This window comes from Yoonia sp. GPGPB17 (assembly GCF_037892195.1).
GTDB lineage: Bacteria > Pseudomonadota > Alphaproteobacteria > Rhodobacterales > Rhodobacteraceae > Yoonia.
Map to the genome: position 1 here is coordinate 1,292,651 of NZ_JATACI010000002.1, position 21,935 is coordinate 1,314,585.

Annotated in this window: 18 protein-coding genes and 3 pseudogenes; 6 read left to right on the forward strand and 15 right to left on the reverse strand. The window is 57.7% G+C overall.

Going from position 1 to position 21,935, the window contains the following annotated elements:
• Nucleotides 1–72: 72 nt before the first annotated feature.
• The 11 genes and pseudogenes from QTO30_RS07020 to QTO30_RS07070 form a co-directional block, all read right to left on the reverse strand.
• Entirely contained in the window at nucleotides 73–723 is a 651-nt protein-coding gene (locus tag QTO30_RS07020; RefSeq protein WP_340423413.1) for a glutathione S-transferase family protein, read from the reverse strand.
• The gene (locus tag QTO30_RS07025) at nucleotides 720–2,630 is read right to left on the reverse strand and encodes an acetyl/propionyl/methylcrotonyl-CoA carboxylase subunit alpha (protein WP_340423414.1); all 1,911 of its coding nucleotides are present in this window, start codon (nucleotides 2,628–2,630) and stop codon (nucleotides 720–722) included. The genes QTO30_RS07020 and QTO30_RS07025 overlap by 4 nt, the downstream gene beginning before the upstream one ends.
• Complete coding sequence (locus tag QTO30_RS07030) at nucleotides 2,630–2,920, reverse strand: hypothetical protein (protein ID WP_340423416.1); 291 nt, start codon at nucleotides 2,918–2,920, stop codon at nucleotides 2,630–2,632. The genes QTO30_RS07025 and QTO30_RS07030 overlap by 1 nt, the downstream gene beginning before the upstream one ends.
• Nucleotides 2,920–4,482 (reverse strand): carboxyl transferase domain-containing protein, encoded by a 1,563-nt coding sequence (locus QTO30_RS07035; protein WP_340423417.1) that lies wholly within the window; start codon nucleotides 4,480–4,482, stop codon nucleotides 2,920–2,922. The genes QTO30_RS07030 and QTO30_RS07035 overlap by 1 nt, the downstream gene beginning before the upstream one ends.
• A complete protein-coding gene (locus QTO30_RS07040; RefSeq protein WP_340423418.1) occupies nucleotides 4,479–4,772 on the reverse strand; it encodes a hypothetical protein in 294 nt (97 codons plus the stop codon). The genes QTO30_RS07035 and QTO30_RS07040 overlap by 4 nt, the downstream gene beginning before the upstream one ends.
• Nucleotides 4,769–5,272 carry a lysozyme inhibitor LprI family protein gene (locus QTO30_RS07045; RefSeq protein WP_340423421.1) on the reverse strand — a complete coding sequence of 168 codons (504 nt, stop codon included), beginning with the start codon at nucleotides 5,270–5,272 and terminating at the stop codon, nucleotides 4,769–4,771. Before QTO30_RS07045 ends, QTO30_RS07040 begins: the two co-directional genes overlap by 4 nt.
• Nucleotides 5,269–5,823 (reverse strand): hypothetical protein, encoded by a 555-nt coding sequence (locus QTO30_RS07050; protein ID WP_340423423.1) that lies wholly within the window; start codon nucleotides 5,821–5,823, stop codon nucleotides 5,269–5,271. The genes QTO30_RS07045 and QTO30_RS07050 overlap by 4 nt, the downstream gene beginning before the upstream one ends.
• Nucleotides 5,820–6,983, reverse strand: a complete 1,164-nt coding sequence (locus tag QTO30_RS07055) for an isovaleryl-CoA dehydrogenase (protein WP_340423425.1) — start codon at nucleotides 6,981–6,983, stop codon at nucleotides 5,820–5,822. Before QTO30_RS07055 ends, QTO30_RS07050 begins: the two co-directional genes overlap by 4 nt.
• 64 nt (nucleotides 6,984–7,047) lie before the next feature.
• The gene (locus QTO30_RS07060; protein ID WP_340423426.1) at nucleotides 7,048–7,641 is read right to left on the reverse strand and encodes a DUF6434 domain-containing protein; all 594 of its coding nucleotides are present in this window, start codon (nucleotides 7,639–7,641) and stop codon (nucleotides 7,048–7,050) included.
• Between the two features lie 36 nt (nucleotides 7,642–7,677).
• Nucleotides 7,678–8,882: pseudogene (locus QTO30_RS07065) on the reverse strand (DegT/DnrJ/EryC1/StrS family aminotransferase).
• Nucleotides 8,883–8,949: 67 nt separating this feature from the next.
• Nucleotides 8,950–9,617, reverse strand: a pseudogene (locus QTO30_RS07070) (HAD hydrolase-like protein).
• Nucleotides 9,618–9,739: 122 nt separating this feature from the next.
• Here QTO30_RS07070 and glmU point away from each other — a divergent pair.
• The 4 genes from glmU to QTO30_RS07090 are packed head-to-tail and all read left to right on the forward strand — an operon-like array spanning nucleotide 9,740 to nucleotide 14,133.
• The gene (glmU, locus tag QTO30_RS07075) at nucleotides 9,740–11,083 is read left to right on the forward strand and encodes a bifunctional UDP-N-acetylglucosamine diphosphorylase/glucosamine-1-phosphate N-acetyltransferase GlmU (protein ID WP_340423428.1); all 1,344 of its coding nucleotides are present in this window, start codon (nucleotides 9,740–9,742) and stop codon (nucleotides 11,081–11,083) included.
• A 3-nt stretch (nucleotides 11,084–11,086) separates the two neighbouring features.
• Nucleotides 11,087–12,910 (forward strand): glutamine--fructose-6-phosphate transaminase (isomerizing), encoded by a 1,824-nt coding sequence (glmS, locus tag QTO30_RS07080; protein ID WP_340423429.1) that lies wholly within the window; start codon nucleotides 11,087–11,089, stop codon nucleotides 12,908–12,910.
• A complete protein-coding gene (locus QTO30_RS07085; RefSeq protein WP_340423432.1) occupies nucleotides 12,911–13,453 on the forward strand; it encodes a pyridoxamine 5'-phosphate oxidase family protein in 543 nt (180 codons plus the stop codon). It begins immediately after the preceding gene.
• The gene (locus QTO30_RS07090; RefSeq protein ID WP_340423435.1) at nucleotides 13,450–14,133 is read left to right on the forward strand and encodes a DNA alkylation repair protein; all 684 of its coding nucleotides are present in this window, start codon (nucleotides 13,450–13,452) and stop codon (nucleotides 14,131–14,133) included. Before QTO30_RS07085 ends, QTO30_RS07090 begins: the two co-directional genes overlap by 4 nt.
• Here the strand turns inward: QTO30_RS07090 and QTO30_RS07095 are convergent.
• Nucleotides 14,130–14,606, reverse strand: a complete 477-nt coding sequence (locus QTO30_RS07095) for a D-galactarate dehydratase (protein WP_340423436.1) — start codon at nucleotides 14,604–14,606, stop codon at nucleotides 14,130–14,132. The genes QTO30_RS07090 and QTO30_RS07095 overlap by 4 nt on opposite strands.
• A gap of 86 nt (nucleotides 14,607–14,692) precedes the next feature.
• Here QTO30_RS07095 and moaA point away from each other — a divergent pair, with 86 nt between their 5' ends.
• Nucleotides 14,693–15,697, forward strand: a complete 1,005-nt coding sequence (gene moaA / locus QTO30_RS07100; RefSeq protein WP_340423438.1) for a GTP 3',8-cyclase MoaA — start codon at nucleotides 14,693–14,695, stop codon at nucleotides 15,695–15,697.
• Nucleotides 15,698–15,735: 38 nt separating this feature from the next.
• Here moaA and QTO30_RS07105 read toward each other — a convergent pair whose 3' ends face one another.
• The 3 genes and pseudogenes from QTO30_RS07105 to QTO30_RS07115 form a co-directional block, all read right to left on the reverse strand.
• Nucleotides 15,736–16,899, reverse strand: coding sequence for a M20 aminoacylase family protein (locus QTO30_RS07105; protein WP_340423440.1), 1,164 nt, complete (start codon nucleotides 16,897–16,899; stop codon nucleotides 15,736–15,738).
• On the reverse strand, nucleotides 16,889–18,112 hold the full coding sequence (gene argE / locus QTO30_RS07110; protein WP_340425887.1) for an acetylornithine deacetylase: 1,224 nt from the start codon (nucleotides 18,110–18,112) through the stop codon (nucleotides 16,889–16,891). Before argE ends, QTO30_RS07105 begins: the two co-directional genes overlap by 11 nt.
• A gap of 5 nt (nucleotides 18,113–18,117) precedes the next feature.
• Nucleotides 18,118–19,940, reverse strand: a pseudogene (locus tag QTO30_RS07115) (ABC transporter ATP-binding protein).
• Nucleotides 19,941–20,209: 269 nt separating this feature from the next.
• Between QTO30_RS07115 and QTO30_RS07120 the strand changes: the two are divergent.
• Nucleotides 20,210–21,931, forward strand: coding sequence for a peptide ABC transporter substrate-binding protein (locus tag QTO30_RS07120; protein ID WP_340423441.1), 1,722 nt, complete (start codon nucleotides 20,210–20,212; stop codon nucleotides 21,929–21,931).
• The last annotated feature ends 4 nt before the right edge of the window (nucleotides 21,932–21,935 follow it).

The following is a 21,935-nucleotide window of genomic DNA, read 5'->3' on the forward strand; positions in this document are numbered from 1 at the left end:
TTCTCATGTTCGAAAATACCTCGGGGGTGCCCCAATGGGGCGGGGGCAGCGCCCCCTGCAAGGCTGACCAACTCACGCCTTTGCCTCCCAAGGCGGATAAAAGTCGCGCGCATAAAGCCCCGCCCCATCCGGCAAGGCCTTCTGGTAGGCAGGCCGCCCTTCAAGCCGGGCGAACCAAGCCGCTACACGCGGCAGATCATCCAGTTTCACAAAGTGCCGCGCCATATAGACCGCCTGCCCCACCCCAATATCAGCGGCAGAGAAGTCAGACAACAGATAGTCGCCCAGCAACTGCTGCTCCACTGTGCGCAGCGTCTTGGCCAATCGCTTGGCCTCCAACTGCATAATGATGGGCGAACGCATATGGTCTTCGTAGAGTGCGACATGCTGTTGAGTCAGGGCGGCGGTATGCTGCGAGATTGTTTCGGCGAAATGGATCCAATTGAGCCACATCGGGCGCTCTGCGTGACTTGGGTCTCGACCCAAGCCCGCTTGCGGAAAACGCTCGCACAGGTATTCCGCGATAGCCCCGCTCTCGGTCAGGACCACATCGTTAATTTCGAGGGTCGGCACCCGCCCGGTCGGGTTGAGCGACCGATAGGGTTCTTCCCGCAGGGTTTTGTCGAAAGGGTATTCTACAACGTCAAAGTCGATACCCAGTTCGTGCAACAGCCAAAGACTGCGCATCGAACGGGTTTGCGGGCAATGGTGCAATCGGATCATGTCTCGTCCTCCAAACGGATCATCAGCGCACCGGCGGTCACCTGATCCCCGGTTGCAACGGCAACGTCCGCGATGACGCCCGCCCGCGGGGCGCGCAGGACATGCTCCATTTTCATGGCCTCCAGAACCACCAGACGGTCCCCTTCTTCCACCGTTTGCCCGACGTCAACCGCCACAGCACGGACAAGCCCCGGCATCGGGGCGAGCACGGTGTCACCCCCCATGGCCTCCTCACTGCGCGCCAAGGGGTTCACGATCTCAAAGGTGAAACTCTCGGTGCCAAAAACGGTCACGCGCCCATTGTGCAGGATGGCAGGCGAACCCCAATGTCCGGCCCGGCGCAGCAGGCGCACCTCCGTCTCGCCGATCTGCACCGTGCATGTATTGGCGCTCTCAACGGTCAGCTGGGCGATTGTCTCTTCTTCCGCCTCTTTCAAGACAATCAGCCGTTGCGGTGGTTGCCAGAGCGTGAAGCCCGTTAGCGGTCCTTCTGCAATCTCAGCGGCCGTCGCGGCAGCAACCGCCAAATCGCGCGGCGTCGGCGAAGGTTTGGCGCAAAGCGTGTCACTGTGCCGTTCGATCAGCCCGGTATCCACATCACCTGACACGAAGTCCGGCGCGCGTGCCAGGTGGCGCAAGAAGCCAAGGTTCGTCACGGTGCCTGCCACCTGTATGGCATCCAAAGCTGCCGACAACGATTGCAAGGCACGCGCCCTGTCGGGGCCATGCACCGTGACCTTTGCAATCATCGGGTCGTACCATGGCGAGATTTCATCACCCGCTGTGACACCGCTGTCGATACGGGCATGCGTTGGAAAGGAAAGGTGATCAATCACGCCGGTCGCAGGCAAGAACCCGGCAGGCACATCCTCGGCATAAAGCCGCGCCTCAAAGGCATGACCCGTGATTGACAGCTCGTCTTGCTGCGAGGGCAAGGCGTCACCCGCCGCAACACGCAATTGCCATTCCACCAAATCAACGCCTGTGATCGCCTCGGTCACCGGGTGTTCCACCTGTAACCGCGTGTTCATTTCCATGAACCAAAAACCATCCGTGCGCAGCCCGTCGCTGCCATCAACGATAAACTCAACTGTGCCCGCCCCGGCATAGCCGATGGCCTTGGCGGCTTTGACAGCCGCATCGCCCATCGCCTTGCGCACCGCACACGTCATGCCCGGTGCGGGGGCTTCTTCGATGACCTTTTGGTGGCGGCGTTGCAACGAACAGTCTCGCTCAAACAGATGCACAGCATCGGTCCCATCCCCAAAGACCTGTACTTCGATATGGCGGGGCGCGGTGATGTATTTCTCGATCAGCACATCTGGGTTGCCAAAGGCGGTTTGCGCCTCGGCCTGCGCAGAGGCCAGGTTTTCGGCGAAGTCTGCGGCCTTTTCGACCAAACGCATGCCCTTGCCGCCACCACCGGCCACGGCTTTGATCAGCACGGGATAACCGATCTTGGCCGCTTGGTCGGCCAGAAAATCCGGTTCTTGCCTATCACCATGATACCCTGGCACCACCGGCACACCGGCCTTGACCATCAGCGCCTTGGCCGCGTCCTTCAGACCCATAGCGCGGATCGCATCGGCCGAAGGGCCAATGAATATCAGACCCGCAGCCGTGACGGCATCAACGAAGTCAGGGTTCTCGGATAGAAAGCCATAACCCGGATGAATGGCCTCTGCCCCTGTGTCCAAGGCCGCCTGAATGATCAGCTCACCACGCAAATAACTATCGGCTACGGGTGCCGGGCCAAGGCGCACGGCCTCATCCGCCTGAGTAACGTGCAGCGCCTGCGCATCGGCATCGGAATAAACCGCTACCGTGCGGACCCCCATTGACCGGGCTGTCTGGATCACGCGACAAGCGATTTCGCCGCGGTTGGCTATCAAGATTTTGGTGAACATTACGTTGCAGCTACCTCTTCGACCCATTGACCGCGCTCCGGCTGGTATTCGCTCAATTCTACAAGAATTGATCCGTAAGCTGCGCAAGGCATTCCGGACACACAGTCACGATATGACACCGGCTGGCCATCGGTAGAGTTTCTGCCCAGTTCCAAAATTGTTCCAAAGCAACCTTCGATCTGTACACGCATTCCAACTTTGGGCATTCCTTCTATCCGGGTCAGCATGAGGCCAAATCTCGGTTTAGGAATGTTGAACCAGTCTTCAATCTGCCCGCGAAACATCGCCATCACATCCGGAACACGCCAAAGCGTGTCTCCTCAATCGGGGCATTCATCGATGCCGCAAGCGAAAGCGCCAGCACCTCGCGGCTTTTGCGTGGGTCGATGATACCGTCATCCCACAGCCGTGCACTGGCATAAAGCGGATGCGATTGTTCGGTGAACATATCAATCGTGGGCTGTTTGAAAGCTGCTTCGTCCTCTGCCGACCAACTTTCACCTGCGCGTTCAATCGCATCCCGTTTGACTGTCGCAAGTACGCCAGCAGCTTGTTCGCCCCCCATTACGGATATGCGCGATGTCGGCCATGACCACATAAAGTTAGAACTGTAAGCCCTTCCAGACATACCATAATTTCCGGCTCCAAAAGACCCACCCACGACCATCGTGATCTTGGGCACCTTCGTTGTCGCCACCGCCGTGACCATCTTGGCGCCATGCCGCGCGATCCCTTCGTTTTCGTATTTTTTGCCCACCATAAAACCCGTGATGTTTTGCAGGAACACCAGTGGGATTTTGCGCTGGCTGCACAATTCGACAAAATGCGCGCCTTTCTGTGCGCTTTCCGAAAACAGGACGCCGTTGTTCGCGATAATCCCGCAAGGCCAGCCGTCGATATGCGCAAAGCCGCAGACGAGCGTTTCGCCGAAGCGTGCTTTGAATTCATCAAAGCGCGAGCCATCCACGATCCGCTTGATCACCTCGCGAATGTCGTAGGGGGTGCGCAGATCGGCAGGCACCACGTCAAAGAGCGTACCGGGGTCCAGCGCCGGAGGTTCAGACGGTAACCGCTTGCCTTGCAACGACTTATCAAGATTACACGATGCCACCGCCTGTCGTGCGAGAGCCAGCGCGTGCGCATCATCCTCTGCCAGATAATCCGCTACGCCGGAAAGGCGCGTGTGCACATCGCCACCGCCCAGGTCCTCAGCCGAAACCACTTCGCCCGTTGCGGCCTTCACCAGCGGTGGCCCGGCAAGAAAGATTGTGCCTTGGTCACGCACGATGATCGAAACATCTGCCATCGCTGGCACGTAAGCGCCGCCCGCCGTACACGACCCCATCACCACGGCAATCTGCGGGATGCACTTGGCCGACATTTGCGCCTGATTATAAAAGATGCGGCCAAAGTGGTCGCGGTCCGGGAAGACCTCATCCTGATTGGGCAAGTTCGCCCCGCCGCTGTCGACCAGATAGACGCATGGCAAATGGCAGGCCTCTGCGATTTCTTGCGCCCGTAGATGTTTCTTCACGGTCATCGGGTAATAGGTGCCGCCTTTGACGGTTGCATCATTGCAGACGACCATCACATCATGGCCATTCACACGGCCCACGCCTGCGATCACGCCCGCACAAGGGGCCGCCCCGTCATAAAGGCCATGGGCTGCGGTCGCCCCGACTTCCAAAAACGGGCTGCCGGGGTCCAGCAGGCCCGCCACACGGTCACGTGGTAGCATCTTGCCCCGCGAAAGATGGCGCGCGCGTGACTTCTCACCGCCACCGAGAGCTGCGGCATGGGCCGCATCGGCCACTTCGGCCAAGGCCGCTTCATGTAGGCTGCGATCGGTCATGCCTCTGGTCCTTGTGGTTCGGGTAGCGCCTCGCCCCGGGGTCCGACAAAATAGGTCGTCGTGACGCCGAAGGGGTGCGTGCAGTTGATCACCATGCGAATGGCAGGATCCGGGTGTGGGCTGGCGGCACAATCGGTCGGGCTTGCCCCGCTTGGTGCAGTTTCCATGTAGGCGGCCGCATAGCGGCTGATGATCTCGGTTTCAGACGGGGCTTTGCCGGATTGCAGGCCGAGGTAGCCTGCAAAGGCCACAAGCGCCGCGAGGGGGAGAAAGAAGTAGGCCCGCTTCATCGGATTATGTCCCGATACGCGCGGAGCGCCAGTGCCCGATCTGCCGTCATTTGCAGATGACAGTCCGCACCGGCGATCTGCCGCATCGAACCCGCCCCCCAGACGCCATATTCCATTGTGCAATTGGCGTCGCGAAAGGTGATCCAGGCGCGTTGGGCTTCAAGCACCTGTTCGGCTCGCACGGCATATTCGGGAAAGAGCTCTTGGTCTTCGGCATCCATGGCGCGCGCGAAATCGCGGGTCTGCTGGTACTCATCATTCAGGATCGCGTCCCAGGCGTCACGCTCATCCAACAGGCAGAACATCATGCCCACGGTCGTTTCGCCATCCGGCTCACCCTGCATACAGGCAGCCGCAGCTTCGCCGATACAGCTTTGCGGACCTCCCGCTTGATCAGCGCGGGCTGAACAGGCGTCGACCATGGGAGCATATAGCCAATCATCATCCGCAAAGGCGGGTGCCGCGAACAACAAAATGATTGCAATATGGCCCCTGATCATTCCGCGCCCTTCCCGCAGAAGACCGCAAAGCTGCCGCTGCTGGCGCTTGCGCAGGCCTGCCGCACGGTGAACTCTAGCTCTAACGCAATCAGCGCTGTTTCACGCATTTCACAGGCGGCGATGTCCTGATCTGCTGTATCAACCGGACCATTCTGCTCAATCCGTAAGGCGCATTCCAAAGCAACATTCGCCGTGGCTGCCGCCGGATTTGCGACCGAGGCGCGCAAGTCATCGTTTCCGGCCTCCGGCCGATCAGCGATCCAAGCTTGCAGGCCTGCGTAGTTCTGCGCGATGCGCCAGTCCCAATAGGATTGCTCAAGTTTGGAACAAGTCATCGGGTCAGCGTTGCACAGGTCCGCGGAGCGCCCGATACAGCTGCGTGCTGCGCGTGTCACAATACCGCCCGGCCCTTTGCTTACCTGTTCATTGATGCAAGCATCTGTTTCCACGGCTTGCAGCGACACGTCATTGATCTCAGCCGCCGGTGGTGCGCCGAAGGACTGCGCAAAGGCAACCCCGGGCAACATCAAACCAAGCAGAAGTGCCTTCACAGCATTGCCCCCATCAACTCACGCCCCACGAGCATGCGTCTGATCTCTGACGTACCCGCCCCGATTTCCATCAGTTTGGCATCACGGAAGATGCGTGCAACCGGTGCATCGTTCAGGAACCCGGCACCGCCCATCGCCTGCACGGCCTGATGTGCCTGCTTCATCGCCTCTTCAGAGGCGTATAGGCAGCAGGCCGCTGCGTCCTGACGTGTGACCGTCCCGCGATCACAGGCGCGCGCGACCTCATAAACATAGGCCCGCGCGGAGTTCATCGCCGTGTACATATCGGCGATCTTCCCCTGCATCAGTTGGAAGTTGCCAATCGGTTCACCAAACTGTTTGCGGGTGCTGATATAGGGCATCACCTCGTCCAGACAGGCGGCCATGATGCCAAGGCCGATCCCCGCCAGCACCACCCGTTCATAGTCAAGGCCCGACATCAGGACGCGCACGCCCCGGCCCTCTTCGCCCAATACGTTTTCAAACGGCACATGCACGTCATCAAAGATCAGCTCAGCCGTGTTTGACCCGCGCATCCCCAGCTTGTCGAAATGGGGTGAGGTGGAAAACCCGGTCATTTCCTTTTCGATCAGAAAGGCCGTGATCCCCTTGGACCCAGCATCGGGGTCCGTCTTGGCATAAACAACCAACGTATCCGCATCCGGCCCATTGGTGATCCAGTATTTGTTGCCGTTCAGGCGGTAGTGATCGTTGCGTTTTTCAGCGCGCAGCGACATCGACACCACGTCAGACCCTGCCCCCGCTTCGGACATGGCCAGCGCACCGACATGTTCACCTGAGATCAGACGCGGCAGGTATTTTGCCCTCTGTCCGTCGTTGCCATTTAGCTTGATCTGATTGACACAGAGGTTGGAATGCGCGCCGTAGGACAGGCTGACCGAGGCGCTTGCGCGGGCCACTTCTTCAATCGCAACGGTGTGTGCAAGATAGGACATACCTGCCCCGCCGTATTCCTCATCCACCGTGACACCCAAGAGCCCCAACTCGCCCATTTCTGTCCATAGCACCGGGGGAAATGCATTCGACTGATCAATCTCAGCCGCCATCGGCTTTACCCGGGTCTGCGCCCAGTCATGGACCATATCGCGCAGGGCATTGACGTCTTCGCCCAGATCGAAAGTCATTGAGGCGTGAAACATATGCTAGCTCCAGATTAATTGAACGCTTGTTCATTAATAGGGTGCGAAGCGACACCCTGTCGAGTCATTTCTCTTTCAGCAGCTCCAAATCTTTGGGGGCAAATACATAAGGTCCGGGCCTTTCGCGGCGCAACGCCCAAAGCGCGCGTAGCTCTTGCTGGCTGCCGTCGGACACATGCGCAAAATACGCCCTTGTGTAGGCGTTGTACTGGTTATGCGGCTGATCGGGCTGTTTTTTGCCCGCCTTCTTGTCGCGGTCTATCCGTTTGGCCTCTTGCACGGCGTCGGCCAATGTCAGCCCTGCGTTGGCTTTCATCCACGCCATAAAAGGGATCGAAAACTTGAAACCGGGAATCGCGGCATGCATGAAACGCCGCATATTTTGGGTGTTCTTGTAGCTATCCGTAATGATCGTCTCGGGCGTCAATGTGGCCGCGTGCCAGTCAAAATTGGATGTCGCGCGTTGGGTCCGCGGTTTCTCAGCCGGTGGCACACCGTGGTCCAAGAAATGCGCAATCCGGTCAGCAACGTCGAACTTACCACCTGTGCTCTTGATCCCATTGGATCGGGCGAAGCTGACAAGCTCTTCTTTCAGATAATACCATGTGCGGAAGGTCGCCGCGTCTGGGCAATCTGCGATGTCAGGGCGATCTGTCATGCAGACTAAACTAGCCTGCGGTGCCAATCGCGCAAGCTATTCCGCGGCGGCCTGCCCTTGGTAAGCCGCAGAAACCTCCGCACGGATGATCCGGGCCAGCGTGGCGCAATCATCCAAGCTGAATGTCAGCGGCAGGCGCATGTCGATCACGCGACCAGCACGCGGTCGGATGCGGGCATCGGCGCGGACGGTGCATAACGCCAACTGTCATAGCGCGAAGTGAACCCCTTCGGCTCGGCGCCGCCGAACCACTTCAATTCGACACCGCGTGCGGCACACCGTGCCAATGCAGTATCTACGGCGACCGGGGTCCAGTCCAATAGCAGGAACTGAAAAGACGAAGCAACGAATTGCTCTTTTTCAGGTCGTGGGATCAGGCGCAGACCGGGTGTCTCAGTCAAACCCTCTTCCAAGACACGGTAGCGCGCGTTCCAACGCGCGGCTTGGTCGGCCAGTTGGCGTAGCTGTGGGCGCAGAATGGCGGCACGCAGGTTGTCCATGCGGCCCGAGATATTGGGCGTTTCATATTTGATCTTGGCGAAGGTCTCAGTCGGCGGTGCGGCACGGTGCTTTTCAAACAGCATATAGCTGCCAGACAACATGATCGCGCGGGCCATATCTTCGGCATCGTCGCAGATCAAAAAACCGCCTTCGCCCGAGTTGATGTGTTTGTAGGTCTGTGTTGAATAACATCCAAACCGCCCCCAGCGCCCGCTGGCAGTACCGTTCCACGCCGCCCCCATCGTGTGGGCACAATCCTCAATCACCGTGACGCCCGCACCGTCGCACAGTTTCATCAGCCGGTCCATGTCACAGATATGCCCGCGCATATGGCTGAGAAGAAGGACTTTGGCTTGATCAAGCTTGGCTGCCAGATCATCAAGATCGATCACAAGGTCCTCGGTCACGCCAACGAAGACGGGCACGCCGCCCACCGCGGCAATGGCACCCGGCACCGGGGCCAATGTAAAGGCATTGGTCAACACCTTGTCGCCATGCTGCACGCCTGCCGCGCGCAAGGCCGTCGTCATCGCGTAGCCGCCTGATGCCACCGCGAGGCAGTATTTCGCCCCGACCGACGCCGCGAATTCTTCTTCCAAAAGGGCCGCTTCGGCGATTTCATCCCCACTGGTGTTATAGCGGTGCAGCCGCCCCGACTGCATTACCGCATTGGCGGCGGCGATCCCCTCTGCGGGGATCGGTTCCTGTTGGGTGAAGCTGCCTGTGAATATCTCTGTCATGGCGTCATTCTTTACGGGGTTTTCGGCCACGTCAAATGGCCACTTTGGCGCGGACGTTAAGGCCACCTTAGCCGATCAGGCGGGCGACCACCTCGTCCAGTTGGTCGTAGCGGTCAATTGTCGCTTCCGGATCAAGCGCCAGCACATCATCACGCCCCGGCCCGAAGGTGACCAAAATGGATGGCACCCCCGCGTTGCGTGATGTATCGCGGTCGGTTGCCGTGTCGCCCACCAATACCGAACGCGCCGTATCGCCCCCGCACGGCGCACGGCCTCAAAGTGGTGTTCAGGGTCCGGTTTACGGACCGGTAAAGTGTCGGCCCCGATCAATGAGGCAAATGCATCGCGCACGCCCAAGCTGGTCATCAGGGTTTCGGCCAGCACTTCGGGCTTGTTCGTGGCAATACCAACTGCGTAATCCGCCGACAGCAGGCGTTCGACAGCGTCCATCGCACCCGGATACATCACCGTGTGCGTGTCGATATCTGCGGCGTAGGCCGCCAGCAGCACGGGGTATTGCGCGTCAACGTCCGCCTGCCCATAGCCCTCGATGCGCGAAAAGCCCAAAGTCAGCATCGCGCGCCCACCACGCAATGCTGTTGCCGCATCTTGCGCCGGATCAAGCAGATCACCCAAACCCAACCCCCGAAAACATGTATTCGCCGCAGCGATCAGATCGCCGCTGGTGTCGGCCAATGTCCCATCAAGATCGAATATCACTGTGCGTTTTGTCATCAGCCTGCCCTTTGGTTGCCAAACACTCTGTAACGCCATGTAAACTGATGTGAACCCCCATCCCCTTGTGATAATCAAAAAGGGCAGTAGAAGTCGGGACAACAACAAGGTTTGAGGCAGCAATGGCAACCGCATTGATCATACTGGGCGCAGGCATGGGCACGCGCATGAATTCGGACATGCCCAAGGTGCTGCACGAAATCGCCTGCGCGCCGATGCTGGTGCACGCAATGAAATCCGGGGCGGCGCTTGATCCTAAACGGACGGTGATTGTTGCGGGCCATGGGGCCGCGCAGGTCGAGAAGGCCGCCAAAGCCTTCGACCCCGACCTCGTCCTTGCCATTCAATCCGAGCAATTGGGGACAGCCCATGCGGTAAGCCAAGCGCGTGATGCCTTGGACGGGTTTGCGGGTGACGTGCTTGTCCTTTATGGCGACACCCCCTTCATCCGCCCGGAAACGCTGGCGGCGATGAGTGCCGCACGCGTGACCCATGATGTCGTGGTGCTAGGGTTTGAGGCGGCTGATCCGGGCCGCTATGGCCGTTTAATCATGAAGGATGATCAACTGGACCGGATTGTTGAGTTTAAGGATGCATCAGATGAGGAGCGCGCCGTAACCCTTTGCAACAGCGGCGTTATCGCTGCGCAGAGCAAAACACTCTTTGAACTGATTGACGCCGTGAGCAATGACAATGCCGCAGGCGAATACTATCTCACAGATATCATTGGCATTGCACGGCACCGCCGGTTGACCGCAACTGTCGTGCGCTGTGATGAGGCCGAAACCCTTGGCATCAACTCGCGGGGTGAGCTGGCCGAGGCCGAAGCGCTTTTCCAAGCGCGGGCCCGCTCAGATGCGCAATCAGATGGTGTGACGCTGACAGCACCGAACACCGTTTTCTTTGCCCATGATACGGTTGTAGGGCGCGATACCGTGATCGAACCCAATGTTGTCTTCGGCCCCGGTGTGACGATCGAGTCAGGTGCCACGATACGTGCGTTCAGCCATCTTGAGGGCTGTCATGTCTCGCGCGGCGCTGTCATTGGCCCCTACGCCCGCCTGCGCCCGGGCGCGGAATTGGCGGAAAACGTGAAAATCGGCAATTTTGTAGAAGTCAAAAATGCCCAAGTGGCCGAGGGCGCGAAGGTGAACCACCTATCCTATATCGGCGACGCCGCCGTGGGCGCGCGCAGTAATATCGGCGCAGGCACGATCACTTGTAACTACGACGGCGTGTTCAAGCACAAGACCACAATTGGCGAAGATGTCTTTATCGGTTCGAACACGATGCTCGTCGCCCCTGTGACCGTCGGAGATGGGGCCATGACCGGCAGCGGATCGGTCGTGACTAAGGACGTGCCACCCGGTGATTTGGCCGTCGCCCGTGCAAAACAGGAAAACAAAGCAGGCTTTGCGGTGCGCCTGTTCGAAAAACTCAAAGCCAGAAAAGCAAAAGGGTCTTAAACCATGTGTGGCATTGTCGGTGTATTGGGCGATCACGAGGCCGCGCCCCTTTTGGTTGAGGCGCTCAAGCGGCTGGAATATCGCGGCTATGACAGTGCCGGGATCGCCACAATCAATGATTTGCGGTTAGACCGGCGGCGCGCGGTTGGTAAGCTGGTGAATCTCTCGGATGTGCTTGTGCATGACCCGCTGCCCGGCAAAGCTGGCATCGGTCACACCCGCTGGGCCACGCATGGTGCACCAAACGCAGGAAACGCGCATCCACATCGCGCGGGCGGTGTTGCTGTGGTCCATAACGGTATTGTCGAAAACTTCCGCGAATTGCGCGCCTTGCTGGCTGATCAAGGTGTCGGTTTTGAGACGGACACAGATACGGAAACCGTGGCCCTTCTGGCGAATTACTATCGCGGTCAAGGCCTTAGCCCCCGCGATGCGGCTGAACAGACGATTGCGCGACTTGAAGGGGCTTATGCCCTGTGTTTCCTGTTCGATGGCGAAGACGATCTGCTGATCGCCGCGCGCAAAGGCTCGCCGCTGGCGATTGGTTATGGCGAAGGCGAGATGTTTGTCGGCTCCGATGCCATCGCACTGGCCCCCATGACCGACCGGATCAGCTATCTGGAAGAGGGTGACTGGGCGGTGATCACACGCAGTAGCGTTGAAATCCGTGATGCAAACGGTGCCATCGCCAACCGCGCTGTCAAAACGATCCAGATCGATACCGCGCGCGTGGACAAGGCCGGTTTCAAGCATTTCATGGCGAAGGAAATCGCCGAGCAACCTGTGGTGCTGCAAGGCGCGCTGTCGCACTACATCAGTGTCGACGGCACGGCTGTGACGATGCCGGAGCCTGAGATTGATTTCGCGAAGGTCGAACGTATGACCATGGTGGCCTGCGGCACAGCCTTCTATGCTTGCTTGGTCGCCAAATACTGGTTCGAACAGATCGCGGGCATCCCTGTCGAGGTCGATGTGGCTTCCGAATTCCGCTACCGCGAACCGCCTGTGACCTCTGGCACCGTAGCACTGTTTGTCAGCCAATCGGGTGAGACTGCCGACACGCTCGCCGCACTGCGTTATATGGAGGGCAAGGCCGACAAGATCATGTCGGTCGTGAACGTGCCTGAAAGCTCAATCGCGCGGGAAAGCGACCTGCCCTTGCCGATCCTGGCCGGAACAGAGATTGGTGTAGCGTCAACCAAGGCGTTTACCTGCCAGCTGACCACTCTGGCTATCCTCGCGCTGCGCGCCGCCCAGATGCGCGGCACGCTAAGCGACTCGGACCTCGCCGACAAACTGACAAGCCTGCGGGCTTTGCCAGGGCTGCTGAACCATGCGCTGGGAATTGAGGAGAAATCCAAGGACATCTCGCGCAAGCTGTCCGAAGCACGGGATATCCTGTTTCTGGGGCGCGGTGCGATGTATCCTCTCGCACTTGAAGGTGCATTAAAACTGAAAGAAATCAGCTATATACATGCCGAAGCTTATGCGTCTGGCGAGTTAAAACACGGGCCCATCGCGCTGGTTGATAAACACGTTCCTGTCATCGTCATGGCCCCGCGCGACAGCCTGTTCGACAAGACCGTGTCCAATATGCAAGAGGTCATGGCGCGCGGTGGCAAGGTGCTGTTGATTACGGATCAAAAAGGCGCAGATGAGGCTGGCGACGGTGTCTGGGACACGATCATCATGCCCGAGATTGACCCTTTCCTCGCCCCGATCCTCTATGCGATCCCGGCGCAACTGCTCGCCTATCATACGGCAGTGGCCAAGGGGACGGATGTCGACCAACCCCGCAACCTCGCAAAATCAGTCACGGTGGAATGAATGGGTAAGCAATTTGATCAGCTCAGCGAAGCGCATATGGCGTTTATCGCCGCGCAACCGATGTTCTTTACCGGCACGGCAGCGCGCGATGGCAAGGTCAATATCTCGCCCAAAGGCATGGACAGTTTGCGCGTGCTGGATGCCAATACGATTGCCTATATTAACGTCACCGGCAGCGGGAATGAGACGGCGGGACATCTGCTGGATCATCCGCGCATGACACTGATGTGGTGTAGCTTTGATATCAAACCCCAGATCCTGCGCACCTATGGCACGGCCCGCACCTTGCACCCACGTAATGCGGAATGGGATGCGATGGCCGCCCAACTGCCCGCCCTGCCCGGCGCGCGGCAGATTTATGTGCAAACCATTGAAATGGTGCAGACATCCTGTGGATATGCTGTTCCATTCATGGAGCAGAAGGGCGACCGGGACACACTGCTAAAATGGACTGCTGACAAGGGTGACGTCGGCGTTGCGCGCTATTGGGAAGAACGCAATCAGACGACACTGGACGGTCTGCCAACGGATATTCTGCCATGACACCCAAGGCGGCGATTGCCGAACTGCGTGCTTTGGGTGATCCGCCCAAAGCCGCAGAAATGCACAAATATCACAAAGTGGATCGCCCCTATCTGGGTGTGTCCAATCCGGTGATTGATGCACATGTGAAAGCATGGCGCGCAGAGATTGATCTGGAGACGCGGCTGGCACTGGCCAAAGGCCTTTGGAAAGGCAACACCCATGAAGGGCGCGTCGCTGCGGCCAAACTGCTAACGCAGGCGCGGATCAGACCAGATGATGCGGGGGCCTGGGCGTTGATAGCATCATGGGTGCCTGAGTTTGACGCCTGGGCTGTGGCAGATCACGCCAGTATTGCCGGGCAAAAACGTCTGGTCGCCGACCCGTCGCGTTTAGACGAGGTGGAAGCCTGGACGCAATCCGGCCATATTTGGACACGACGCGCCGCCCTTGTGATGACCCTGCCATGGACCAAGCAGAACAACCCCAAGCCAGATGATCTGGCGATCCGTGATCGGGTGTTGGGGTGGGCCGCTGGCTATGTCACGGACCACGACTGGTTTATCCAAAAGGCGATTGCGTGGTGGCTGCGCGAGCTATCAAAACACGACCCAGACCGCGTACGCGCCTTTCTGGATGCCCATGCGGCTGATATGAAACCCTTTGCGGTCAAAGAAGCTAGGCGCAAACTGCCTGATTAGGGCGCCGCGAACACCGTCAGTTCGGGCAATGACGTCAGTGGCGCTTCGATCAGGCGCATCGCGGCAAGGCTGATCTGGCTACCCGATCCGGCGGCCCCGCCGGATGGCCGCAGTTCGATGTTAATTGCCTTGTCCTGATAAGTCACACGGCCCGGAGTCAGCGCCGTAACAAGTGGCGTTTTCAGCCAGATCCCGGGTTCTGCCGGTGGCCCGAGGGCGGCGATTGTTGTGCCCAACGGCTCTGCTGTACTGGGTGTCTCTGACACGACTGCGGCGGCGCGTTCTTCCTGACTGGTGGTGTCAAACTGTTCGGCGGTGACCGCGTTTGCCGGGGGTGGTGGCGGTGGTGTCGGGTTCAGTGTTGGTGCCGGTGCAGCGACAGTTGGCTGCGGCGACGGACCAAAGAGGCCTTGAAAAGAGGGTGTGGAACAGCCAGCAAGGGCCACGACAGGCAGGATCAGGATCAGTCTCATACCGCGACTCTATGCTGCAGTGTAGCGCCGTGCAACGGCCTGCTTGTCGCTTGCGCAGGGGCTTGCCCACGCCTAGGTTGGTTGGCATGACAATGCCGTTGATCGACCCCTTCGCCCGCACCATCGAATACCTGCGGGTATCGGTGACAGACCGCTGCGATTTCCGCTGTGTCTATTGCATGTCAGAGAACATGACGTTCCTGCCCAAGAAAGAGTTGCTGACGCTGGAGGAGCTGGACCGCATGTGTTCGGCCTTCGTCCGTCTTGGCGTCCGCAAGTTGCGGATCACCGGGGGCGAACCCTTGGTACGTCGCGGGATCATGACGTTTTTTCAAGGCATGTCGCGGCATCTGGAAAGCGGGGCGTTGCATGAATTGACGCTGACGACCAACGGCAGCCAGCTTGAGAAATACGCAGACGATCTGTTTGCCGCAGGTGTGCGGCGGGTGAATATCTCGCTTGATACACTGGATGAGGCAAAATTTGCCGCGATCACCCGCTGGGGCCGGTTGCCCCAGGTGATGCGCGGGATTGATGCCGCCCAAAAGGCCGGACTGCGGGTGAAGATCAATACTGTGGCTTTGAAGGGCTTTAACGAAGAAGAGCTTGAAACACTGACCGATTGGTGCGCGTCACGCGATATGGATCTGACCTTCATCGAGGTCATGCCGATGGGTGACTTGGGCAATGAAGATCGTTTTGGACAATACTGGTCACTCAAGGACCTGCGCGCGCGATTGGCTGCGCGTTCCGAATTGACAGATTTGCCCGAGAAAACCGGCGGCCCTGCCCGTTATGTGCGGGGTGAGAATACGGGACAGAAGATTGGGTTTATCACGCCACTGAGCCATAATTTCTGCGAAAGCTGCAACCGGGTGCGGATCACGTGCACGGGTGAGATTTATACCTGCTTGGGGCAAGAGGGACACTCGGACTTACGTGCACCCTTGCGCGCATCAGAAGCTGATATTGATCTGGAAAACGCGATCCGGGCGGCGATTGCGCTGAAGCCCAAGGGCCATGATTTTGACTATTCGCGCCAGCAGGTCGATGGGCAAGTGAGCCGACATATGTCGCACACGGGTGGGTAGCGTAAGGTGGATCTTGATCCACCTTGCCTAAACCACACTTAGGCGGCTGGCATTCGCTGTTCCACAATTTCGGACCACCAGGAACAACCTGCCGGGATCGCATCATCATCAAAGTTGTATTCGGGGTGATGTACCGACGCAGTGTCGCCATTGCCCACCAAAATGTAGGCGCCCGGCCGTTCCTCCAACATGAAAGCGAAATCTTCGCCGCCCATCACCAAGGGTGCGGTTTCGCAGTCACCCGAGACTGACTTCGCCACTTCAGCAGCAAATGCTGTCTGATCTTCGCTGTTCACCATCACCGGATAGCCACGTACATAATCAATGTCTGCAGTCGCGCCAAATGTACTGGCAATCCCCTGTGCGATCTCGCTCAGACGCTTTTCCGCCAGATCGCGGGTCGCAGCGGAGAGCGTGCGCACCGTGCCGCGCAGGTGTACCCTTTGTGGAATGACATTATGTGTCTTTGAAGATGTCTCAAAGCTGGTCACCGAAACGACAACCTGCTCGACCGGGTCAGCATTGCGTGATGCAATGGTTTGCAAAGCAATCACGATCTGACTGGCAACCACGGTTGTATCAATCGTCTCATGCGGTTTGGCGGCATGACCGCCCTTGCCTTCGATCACCATTTCAAACTGATCTGCAGCGGCAAAAAACGCGCCCGGCCGGATCGCAAAACTGCCCACTGGTTTGCCGGGCCAGTTGTGCATGCCGTAGACTTCCTGAATGCCCCAACGCTCCATCAGGCCATCGTCGCACATCTCCTTTCCACCACCGCCGCCTTCTTCGGCAGGTTGGAAGATGACCACAACAGTGCCATCAAAGTTGCGTGTCTCGGCAAGGTACTTCGCAGCTCCCAACAGCATCGCGGTGTGCCCGTCATGCCCGCAAGCGTGCATCGCCCCATCGATCGTGGATTTGTAGGGCAGCCCCGTCTGTTCATGGATCGGCAGCGCATCCATATCCGCGCGCAGCCCGATCACCTTTCCCGACGTGTTTGCCTTGCCTTCAATCACGGCAACGACGCCAGTCCGCCCGATTCCGGTGGCGATTTCGTCACAACCAAATTCCTTGAGCTTGTCTGCAACGATTGCAGAGGTGCGATGCGTCTCGAACAGGATTTCAGGATGCGCGTGAAGATCACGCCTCCACGCCGTAATCTCAGGCAACAACTCGGAAAATCGGTTTTTAACAGGCATCTTTCACGTCTCCAATGCGCGGTTTTCTATTGTCGTGGGTGCACTGTTTAACATGTGTTACTTTGCCAGCATGTCCACCAGCTAAGCCAATAAAAGCCTCGCCCTGCTGGAACTGATCAACAGAGATAAATTCATTGGGCTGGTGCGCCTGTGCGATATCGCCCGGCCCGCAAATCACGGCCGAGTAGCCGCGCTCCTGAAACTGCCCGGCCTCCGTGCCATAGCTGACTACATTGCTGGCGTTCTCGCCGGTCAGTTGGCGCACCATGGCCTCGGCCTTGCCTGCAGGTTCAGGCACAAGACCGGGGACATGAAAATATTGTTCGGCACTGATGCCCGCTTCAGGTCGCACGGCCTTCATTTCAGCCTCAAGTTCAGCCACTTTCGCAAGGAACCGCGCTTGCCAATCGCCAATGTCTTCGCCCGGTACAATGCGGAAATCGAAACCGAAGTGGCAGTCCTTTGCGGTGATATTATGGGCTGTGCCGCCGCTGATCGTGCCGACATGTAGCGTGGTGTAGGGTGGTACAAAATCTGCGGCCAGATTGCTGGGGATTTTTGCCGCGTTTTCGGCATTCACTTCATTGGCCCAGTTGATCAGTTTGGCCGCCATCATGATGGCGCTGACACCGGTTGGGGCCAGCGATGAATGCACCTCGAACCCTTTGAAATGCATCTTGTAGCCGATACCGCCCTTATGACCTGTGACAACCTTCATCATCGAAGGTTCGCCTACCAATACGGTATCGGCACGCGGCAATCCCATGCTAACCATGTGGTCGATCATCGGTGGCGCGCCGGTGCAACCAACCTCTTCATCATAGCTAAGTGCGATTTGCAGCGGGCGCTTGATACCCCGTTCCAGTGCAAGCGGTACAGCCGAGAGTGCCAGCGCATCAAACCCCTTCATGTCGCAGGTACCACGACCATACAGTTTGCCGTTGCGTTCCGTCACCGTAAACGGATCGGTGTCCCACGCCTGCCCGTCTACGGGCACAACGTCAGTGTGACCCGACAAAACGACCCCGCCATCTACCGCCGGTCCGACATGCGCATACAGCGCCGCCTTGGTGCCATCGTCATTCGGTACTCGTGTGGATGCAACACCGAACCCGTCGAGGTATTCCTCAACAAAATCAATAAGATCCAGATTACTGTCGCGACTCACCGTGGGAAAACCCACCAGCCGGTCCAATAGCTCTCGTGCTTGCATTTTTGTCAAACCTTTAGGTCTTTCATCACAAAGTGCTCAGGTCCGACCTCTGTATATTCTGAAGGTGCTTAAGCGCATAGTCCATAGGGTGAATCGGCGATGGGATGGGAGAGAAATCAAGATCACCCGTTAACTTACGCTCACGCGGATTGGCAATCGGCACGGCAGATAGAAGCCGCCTTGTGTAGTCATGTTGTGGATTTTCAAAGATCGCCTTTCGCGGCCCTATTTCAACAATCCGTCCCAAATACATCACCCCAACGGTGTGGCTGACACGTTCAACGATTGCCATGTCATGGCTGATAAACAGGAAAGAGATACCCAGCTCTGCTTGCAATTCCATCATAAGATTAAGCACCTGTGCCTGAACACTTACATCAAGCGCGCTGACGGCTTCATCGGCAATAATCAGCTTTGGATTAAGCGCGAGAGCCCTTGCAATGGCCACACGCTGGCGCTGGCCACCAGACAGTTCGTGTGGGTAACGCAGCAGGAAACTGCGTGGCAGTTCCACTCTGTCGAACAGTCTTGCGACCCGTTCTTCCAGATCCGCGCCAGAGGTGATCTGATAATTGATCAAAGGCTCCGCAACCTGATCTTGTAAGGTCATTTGCGGGTTAAGCGAGGCAAATGGATCTTGAAATACCATCTGCATATTTCGCCGTGCCTCTCGGAGTTCTTTCGTCCCCAGCGCGCGAATGTCTTTGCCATCTATTCTGATTTCACCGGCGGTCGGTTCAACCAACCGCAGAACGGACCTGCCGCACGTCGACTTACCACATCCAGACTCGCCCACCAGCGATAACGTTTGCCCCTTGTTGATCTTGAAGGAGACGTCTTCCACAGCATGAACCTGAGCAACCGTGCGCCTGAACAACCCTCCTTTGACCGCGAAACGCGTCGTCAGCCCGGAGACCTCAAGCATGGTTTCCTCTTCACCTTTGATCGGCTCTGCCGAAGCATCGCTTCCATCCATCAGGCGCAACGGGCTGGGATAGTCTGTTCCAGACATTTCACCCAGGCGTGGCACAGCAGACAAGAGCGATTTTGTATATGGATGCTGGGGCCGCTCAAAGATATCAGTGACGGTCCCCTCTTCGACTTTCTCGCCCCGGAACATCACAACGACCCGGTCGGCGATTTGCGCAACGACCGCCATGTCATGTGTAATGAACAACACAGCCGTCCCCGTTTCGCGCTTGAGCCGGTCAATGAGTGCAAGGATTTCAGCCTGAATCGTCACGTCAAGCGCGGTTGTCGGTTCATCTGCGATCAGAAGCCGTGGTTCGCAGGCCAGCGCAATTGCAATCACAACCCTTTGGCGCATACCACCAGATAACTCATGCGGATACTGGTTAAGCCTGCGTTCAGGCTCTGGAATACGAACCTGCCTTAACAGTTCCACCGCCGCTTTTCTGGCTTCCTGCTTGGACATTCCCTTGTGCCGGATCAAGCCTTCGGTCAGCTGCATACCAAGTGTAAAGACCGGGTTCAGCGACGTCATAGGCTCCTGAAAAATCATACCGATTTCGTTCCCGCGGATGTCCTGCATTGCGGTCCCAGATCTTTCTGCAAGATCTTCCAACTCACCGTCTTTATGCTCAAAGTTCAGGGCGCCATTGACAATTCTGCCGCCGCCATACTCGACAAGTCGCATCAAAGACAGGGACGTGACAGACTTGCCTGATCCGCTTTCCCCGACGATGCAGACGGTTTCACCCGGATTGATACTGATCGAAACATCCTTAACGGCCTTGACCGTACCGCCTTTTGTCGAAAATTCGACCTTCAGATTGCGGATATCTGCGATGGGCTTTGTATCAAGCATGAGCGAGTCCTTTTTGTTGTGCAACGCTCGCAAGCATCGCGTCCCGTGTCAAATGCACAATGCCCAAGCTTTCATCGACCCAAGGTGACTCTGTACGACAACGTAATGACAAGGCTTGCAATCCAATTGGTTCAGCGCTTGTATTGCAGCATGTTTGTTGGGGTCTCTTTCTGTTCTGCTCTTGTCGGATCGTTTGAGTACCCCAGCGCACTGTCAGATAAGTCAGACGAAAAAATTCACTGGCAGAACACCAACAAGGAGAAGACAACATGAAACTCAAAACAGCCCTGATGGGCGCTGTTGCGACCGTTTGCGTTGCGCCATTGGCTTATGCTGATGCGCATGAAGGTGAACGTGGCCGTGATGGCGAAGTCAAAATCATCTATTGGCAAGCCCCATCCATCCTGAACCCCTTCCTGTCCGGTGGCACCAAGGATATCGAATCCGCCTCGCTCGTCATCGAGCCGCTGGCCCGTTACGACAGCTCTGGCGCATTGACACCTTGGTTGGTCGAAGAAGTGCCAACAGTGTCAAACGGCGGCGTGTCCGAGGATTTGACATCCATCACGTGGAAAATCACCGAAGGCATTTTGTGGTCTGATGGCACACCATTCACATCTGCAGATGTGAAATTCACATATGAATATTGCACCGACCCGGAGTCCGGCTGTGCGCAGCTGACCAAGTTCGAAGGCGTCTCGTCGGTCGACACGCCAGACGATCTGACCGTTGTTGTAAACTTTGACGGCCCGACGCCGTTCCCTTACGGCCCCTTTGTCGGCGGTGAGAGCCCCATTTTGCAAGCCGCACAGTTTGCTGATTGCATGGGCGCCAAGGCACCTGAATGCACCGACGAAAATTTTGGCCCAATCGGCACCGGTCCTTTTGTTGTCACCGAGTTCCGTACCAATGACGTCATCCAGCTGGTCGCGAATGAAAACTATCGTGATCCGAACAAACCGGCCTTTGCGTCCGTAACCTTCAAAGGTGGCGGCGACGCAACGGCGGCCGGACGTGCGGTCATGGAAACAGGTGAATTTGACTACGCGTGGAACTTGCAACTGGCACCTGATGTGATCGCCAGCATGGAAGCAGGCGGTCTTGGCACACCTGTCGCAGGCTTTGGCCCGCTGGTTGAGCGTATCATGCTGAACAACACAAACCCAGATCCGGCACTTGGCCCAGATGAACGCTCTGTTGTACGTCCGCACCCATTCCTGGGTGATCCGGCGGTCTATAAAGCCATGTCCATGGCCATAGATCGTCCATTGCTGGTTGAGGTTGGTTACGGCCAAGCTGGTAAGGTGACCTGTAACTGGGTGCCTGCACCGGCTGCGGTGAACTCTGAGACGTTTACTTGTGACGTGCAGGATATCGCTGGTGCGAATGCGATGCTGGATGCAGCCGGCTATCTCGACACCGACGGCGACGGTGTACGTGAAGCAAATGGCGTACCGATGGCGATCCTGTATCAGACATCCACGAACGCTGTGCGTCAGGATTTCCAGGCGCTGATCAAAGAGTGGTGGTCCGAGATCGGTATCGACGCCGAACTGCGTAACATTGATGCGTCTGTGTTCTTTGGTGGGGACCCGGGTTCGCCTGACACCTTCCAGAAGTTCTATGCTGATGTTGAAATGTACGCCAACACCTTCAACGGCACTGATCCGCAGGCTTACCTGGCCAACGGTCTGTGCGACAAGGCACCAAGCCCGGCCTCTCAGTGGCAGGGTGAGAACATCAGCCGCTTCTGCAACGAAGAGTATGACGCGTTGCACGCACAGTTGACCACAACGGCAGACGCGTCTGAGCGTGCGGCAATTGCCCGTCAGCTGAACGACCTGATGGTTGAAAACGGCGGCATGATCCCACTTGTTCACCGTGGTCGTCTGTCTGCGCATGCCAACAGCCTTGGTGGCATCGACCTGAACGTTTGGGACAGTGAGCTGTGGAACATTGCTGACTGGTACCGGACTGGCGACAACCGCTAAATCA

What these genes read in the sequence shown, in the direction of transcription:
- QTO30_RS07045 (WP_340423421.1), bottom strand. Translation starts at nt 5,272, where the DNA reads ATGATCAGGGGCCATATTGCAATCATTTTGTTGTTCGCGGCACCCGCC.
- QTO30_RS07105 (WP_340423440.1), bottom strand. Translation starts at nt 16,899, where the DNA reads ATGCCTGTTAAAAACCGATTTTCCGAGTTGTTGCCTGAGATTACGGCG.
- QTO30_RS07090 (WP_340423435.1), top strand. Translation starts at nt 13,450, where the DNA reads ATGACACCCAAGGCGGCGATTGCCGAACTGCGTGCTTTGGGTGATCCG.
- QTO30_RS07120 (WP_340423441.1), top strand. Translation starts at nt 20,210, where the DNA reads ATGAAACTCAAAACAGCCCTGATGGGCGCTGTTGCGACCGTTTGCGTT.
- QTO30_RS07085 (WP_340423432.1), top strand. Translation starts at nt 12,911, where the DNA reads ATGGGTAAGCAATTTGATCAGCTCAGCGAAGCGCATATGGCGTTTATC.
- QTO30_RS07030 (WP_340423416.1), bottom strand. Translation starts at nt 2,920, where the DNA reads ATGGCGATGTTTCGCGGGCAGATTGAAGACTGGTTCAACATTCCTAAA.
- QTO30_RS07020 (WP_340423413.1), bottom strand. Translation starts at nt 723, where the DNA reads ATGATCCGATTGCACCATTGCCCGCAAACCCGTTCGATGCGCAGTCTT.
- argE (WP_340425887.1), bottom strand. Translation starts at nt 18,112, where the DNA reads ATGCAAGCACGAGAGCTATTGGACCGGCTGGTGGGTTTTCCCACGGTG.
- QTO30_RS07025 (WP_340423414.1), bottom strand. Translation starts at nt 2,630, where the DNA reads ATGTTCACCAAAATCTTGATAGCCAACCGCGGCGAAATCGCTTGTCGC.
- QTO30_RS07040 (WP_340423418.1), bottom strand. Translation starts at nt 4,772, where the DNA reads ATGAAGCGGGCCTACTTCTTTCTCCCCCTCGCGGCGCTTGTGGCCTTT.
- moaA (WP_340423438.1), top strand. Translation starts at nt 14,693, where the DNA reads ATGACAATGCCGTTGATCGACCCCTTCGCCCGCACCATCGAATACCTG.
- QTO30_RS07055 (WP_340423425.1), bottom strand. Translation starts at nt 6,983, where the DNA reads ATGTTTCACGCCTCAATGACTTTCGATCTGGGCGAAGACGTCAATGCC.
- QTO30_RS07035 (WP_340423417.1), bottom strand. Translation starts at nt 4,482, where the DNA reads ATGACCGATCGCAGCCTACATGAAGCGGCCTTGGCCGAAGTGGCCGAT.
- glmU (WP_340423428.1), top strand. Translation starts at nt 9,740, where the DNA reads ATGGCAACCGCATTGATCATACTGGGCGCAGGCATGGGCACGCGCATG.
- QTO30_RS07060 (WP_340423426.1), bottom strand. Translation starts at nt 7,641, where the DNA reads ATGACAGATCGCCCTGACATCGCAGATTGCCCAGACGCGGCGACCTTC.
- glmS (WP_340423429.1), top strand. Translation starts at nt 11,087, where the DNA reads ATGTGTGGCATTGTCGGTGTATTGGGCGATCACGAGGCCGCGCCCCTT.
- QTO30_RS07095 (WP_340423436.1), bottom strand. Translation starts at nt 14,606, where the DNA reads ATGAGACTGATCCTGATCCTGCCTGTCGTGGCCCTTGCTGGCTGTTCC.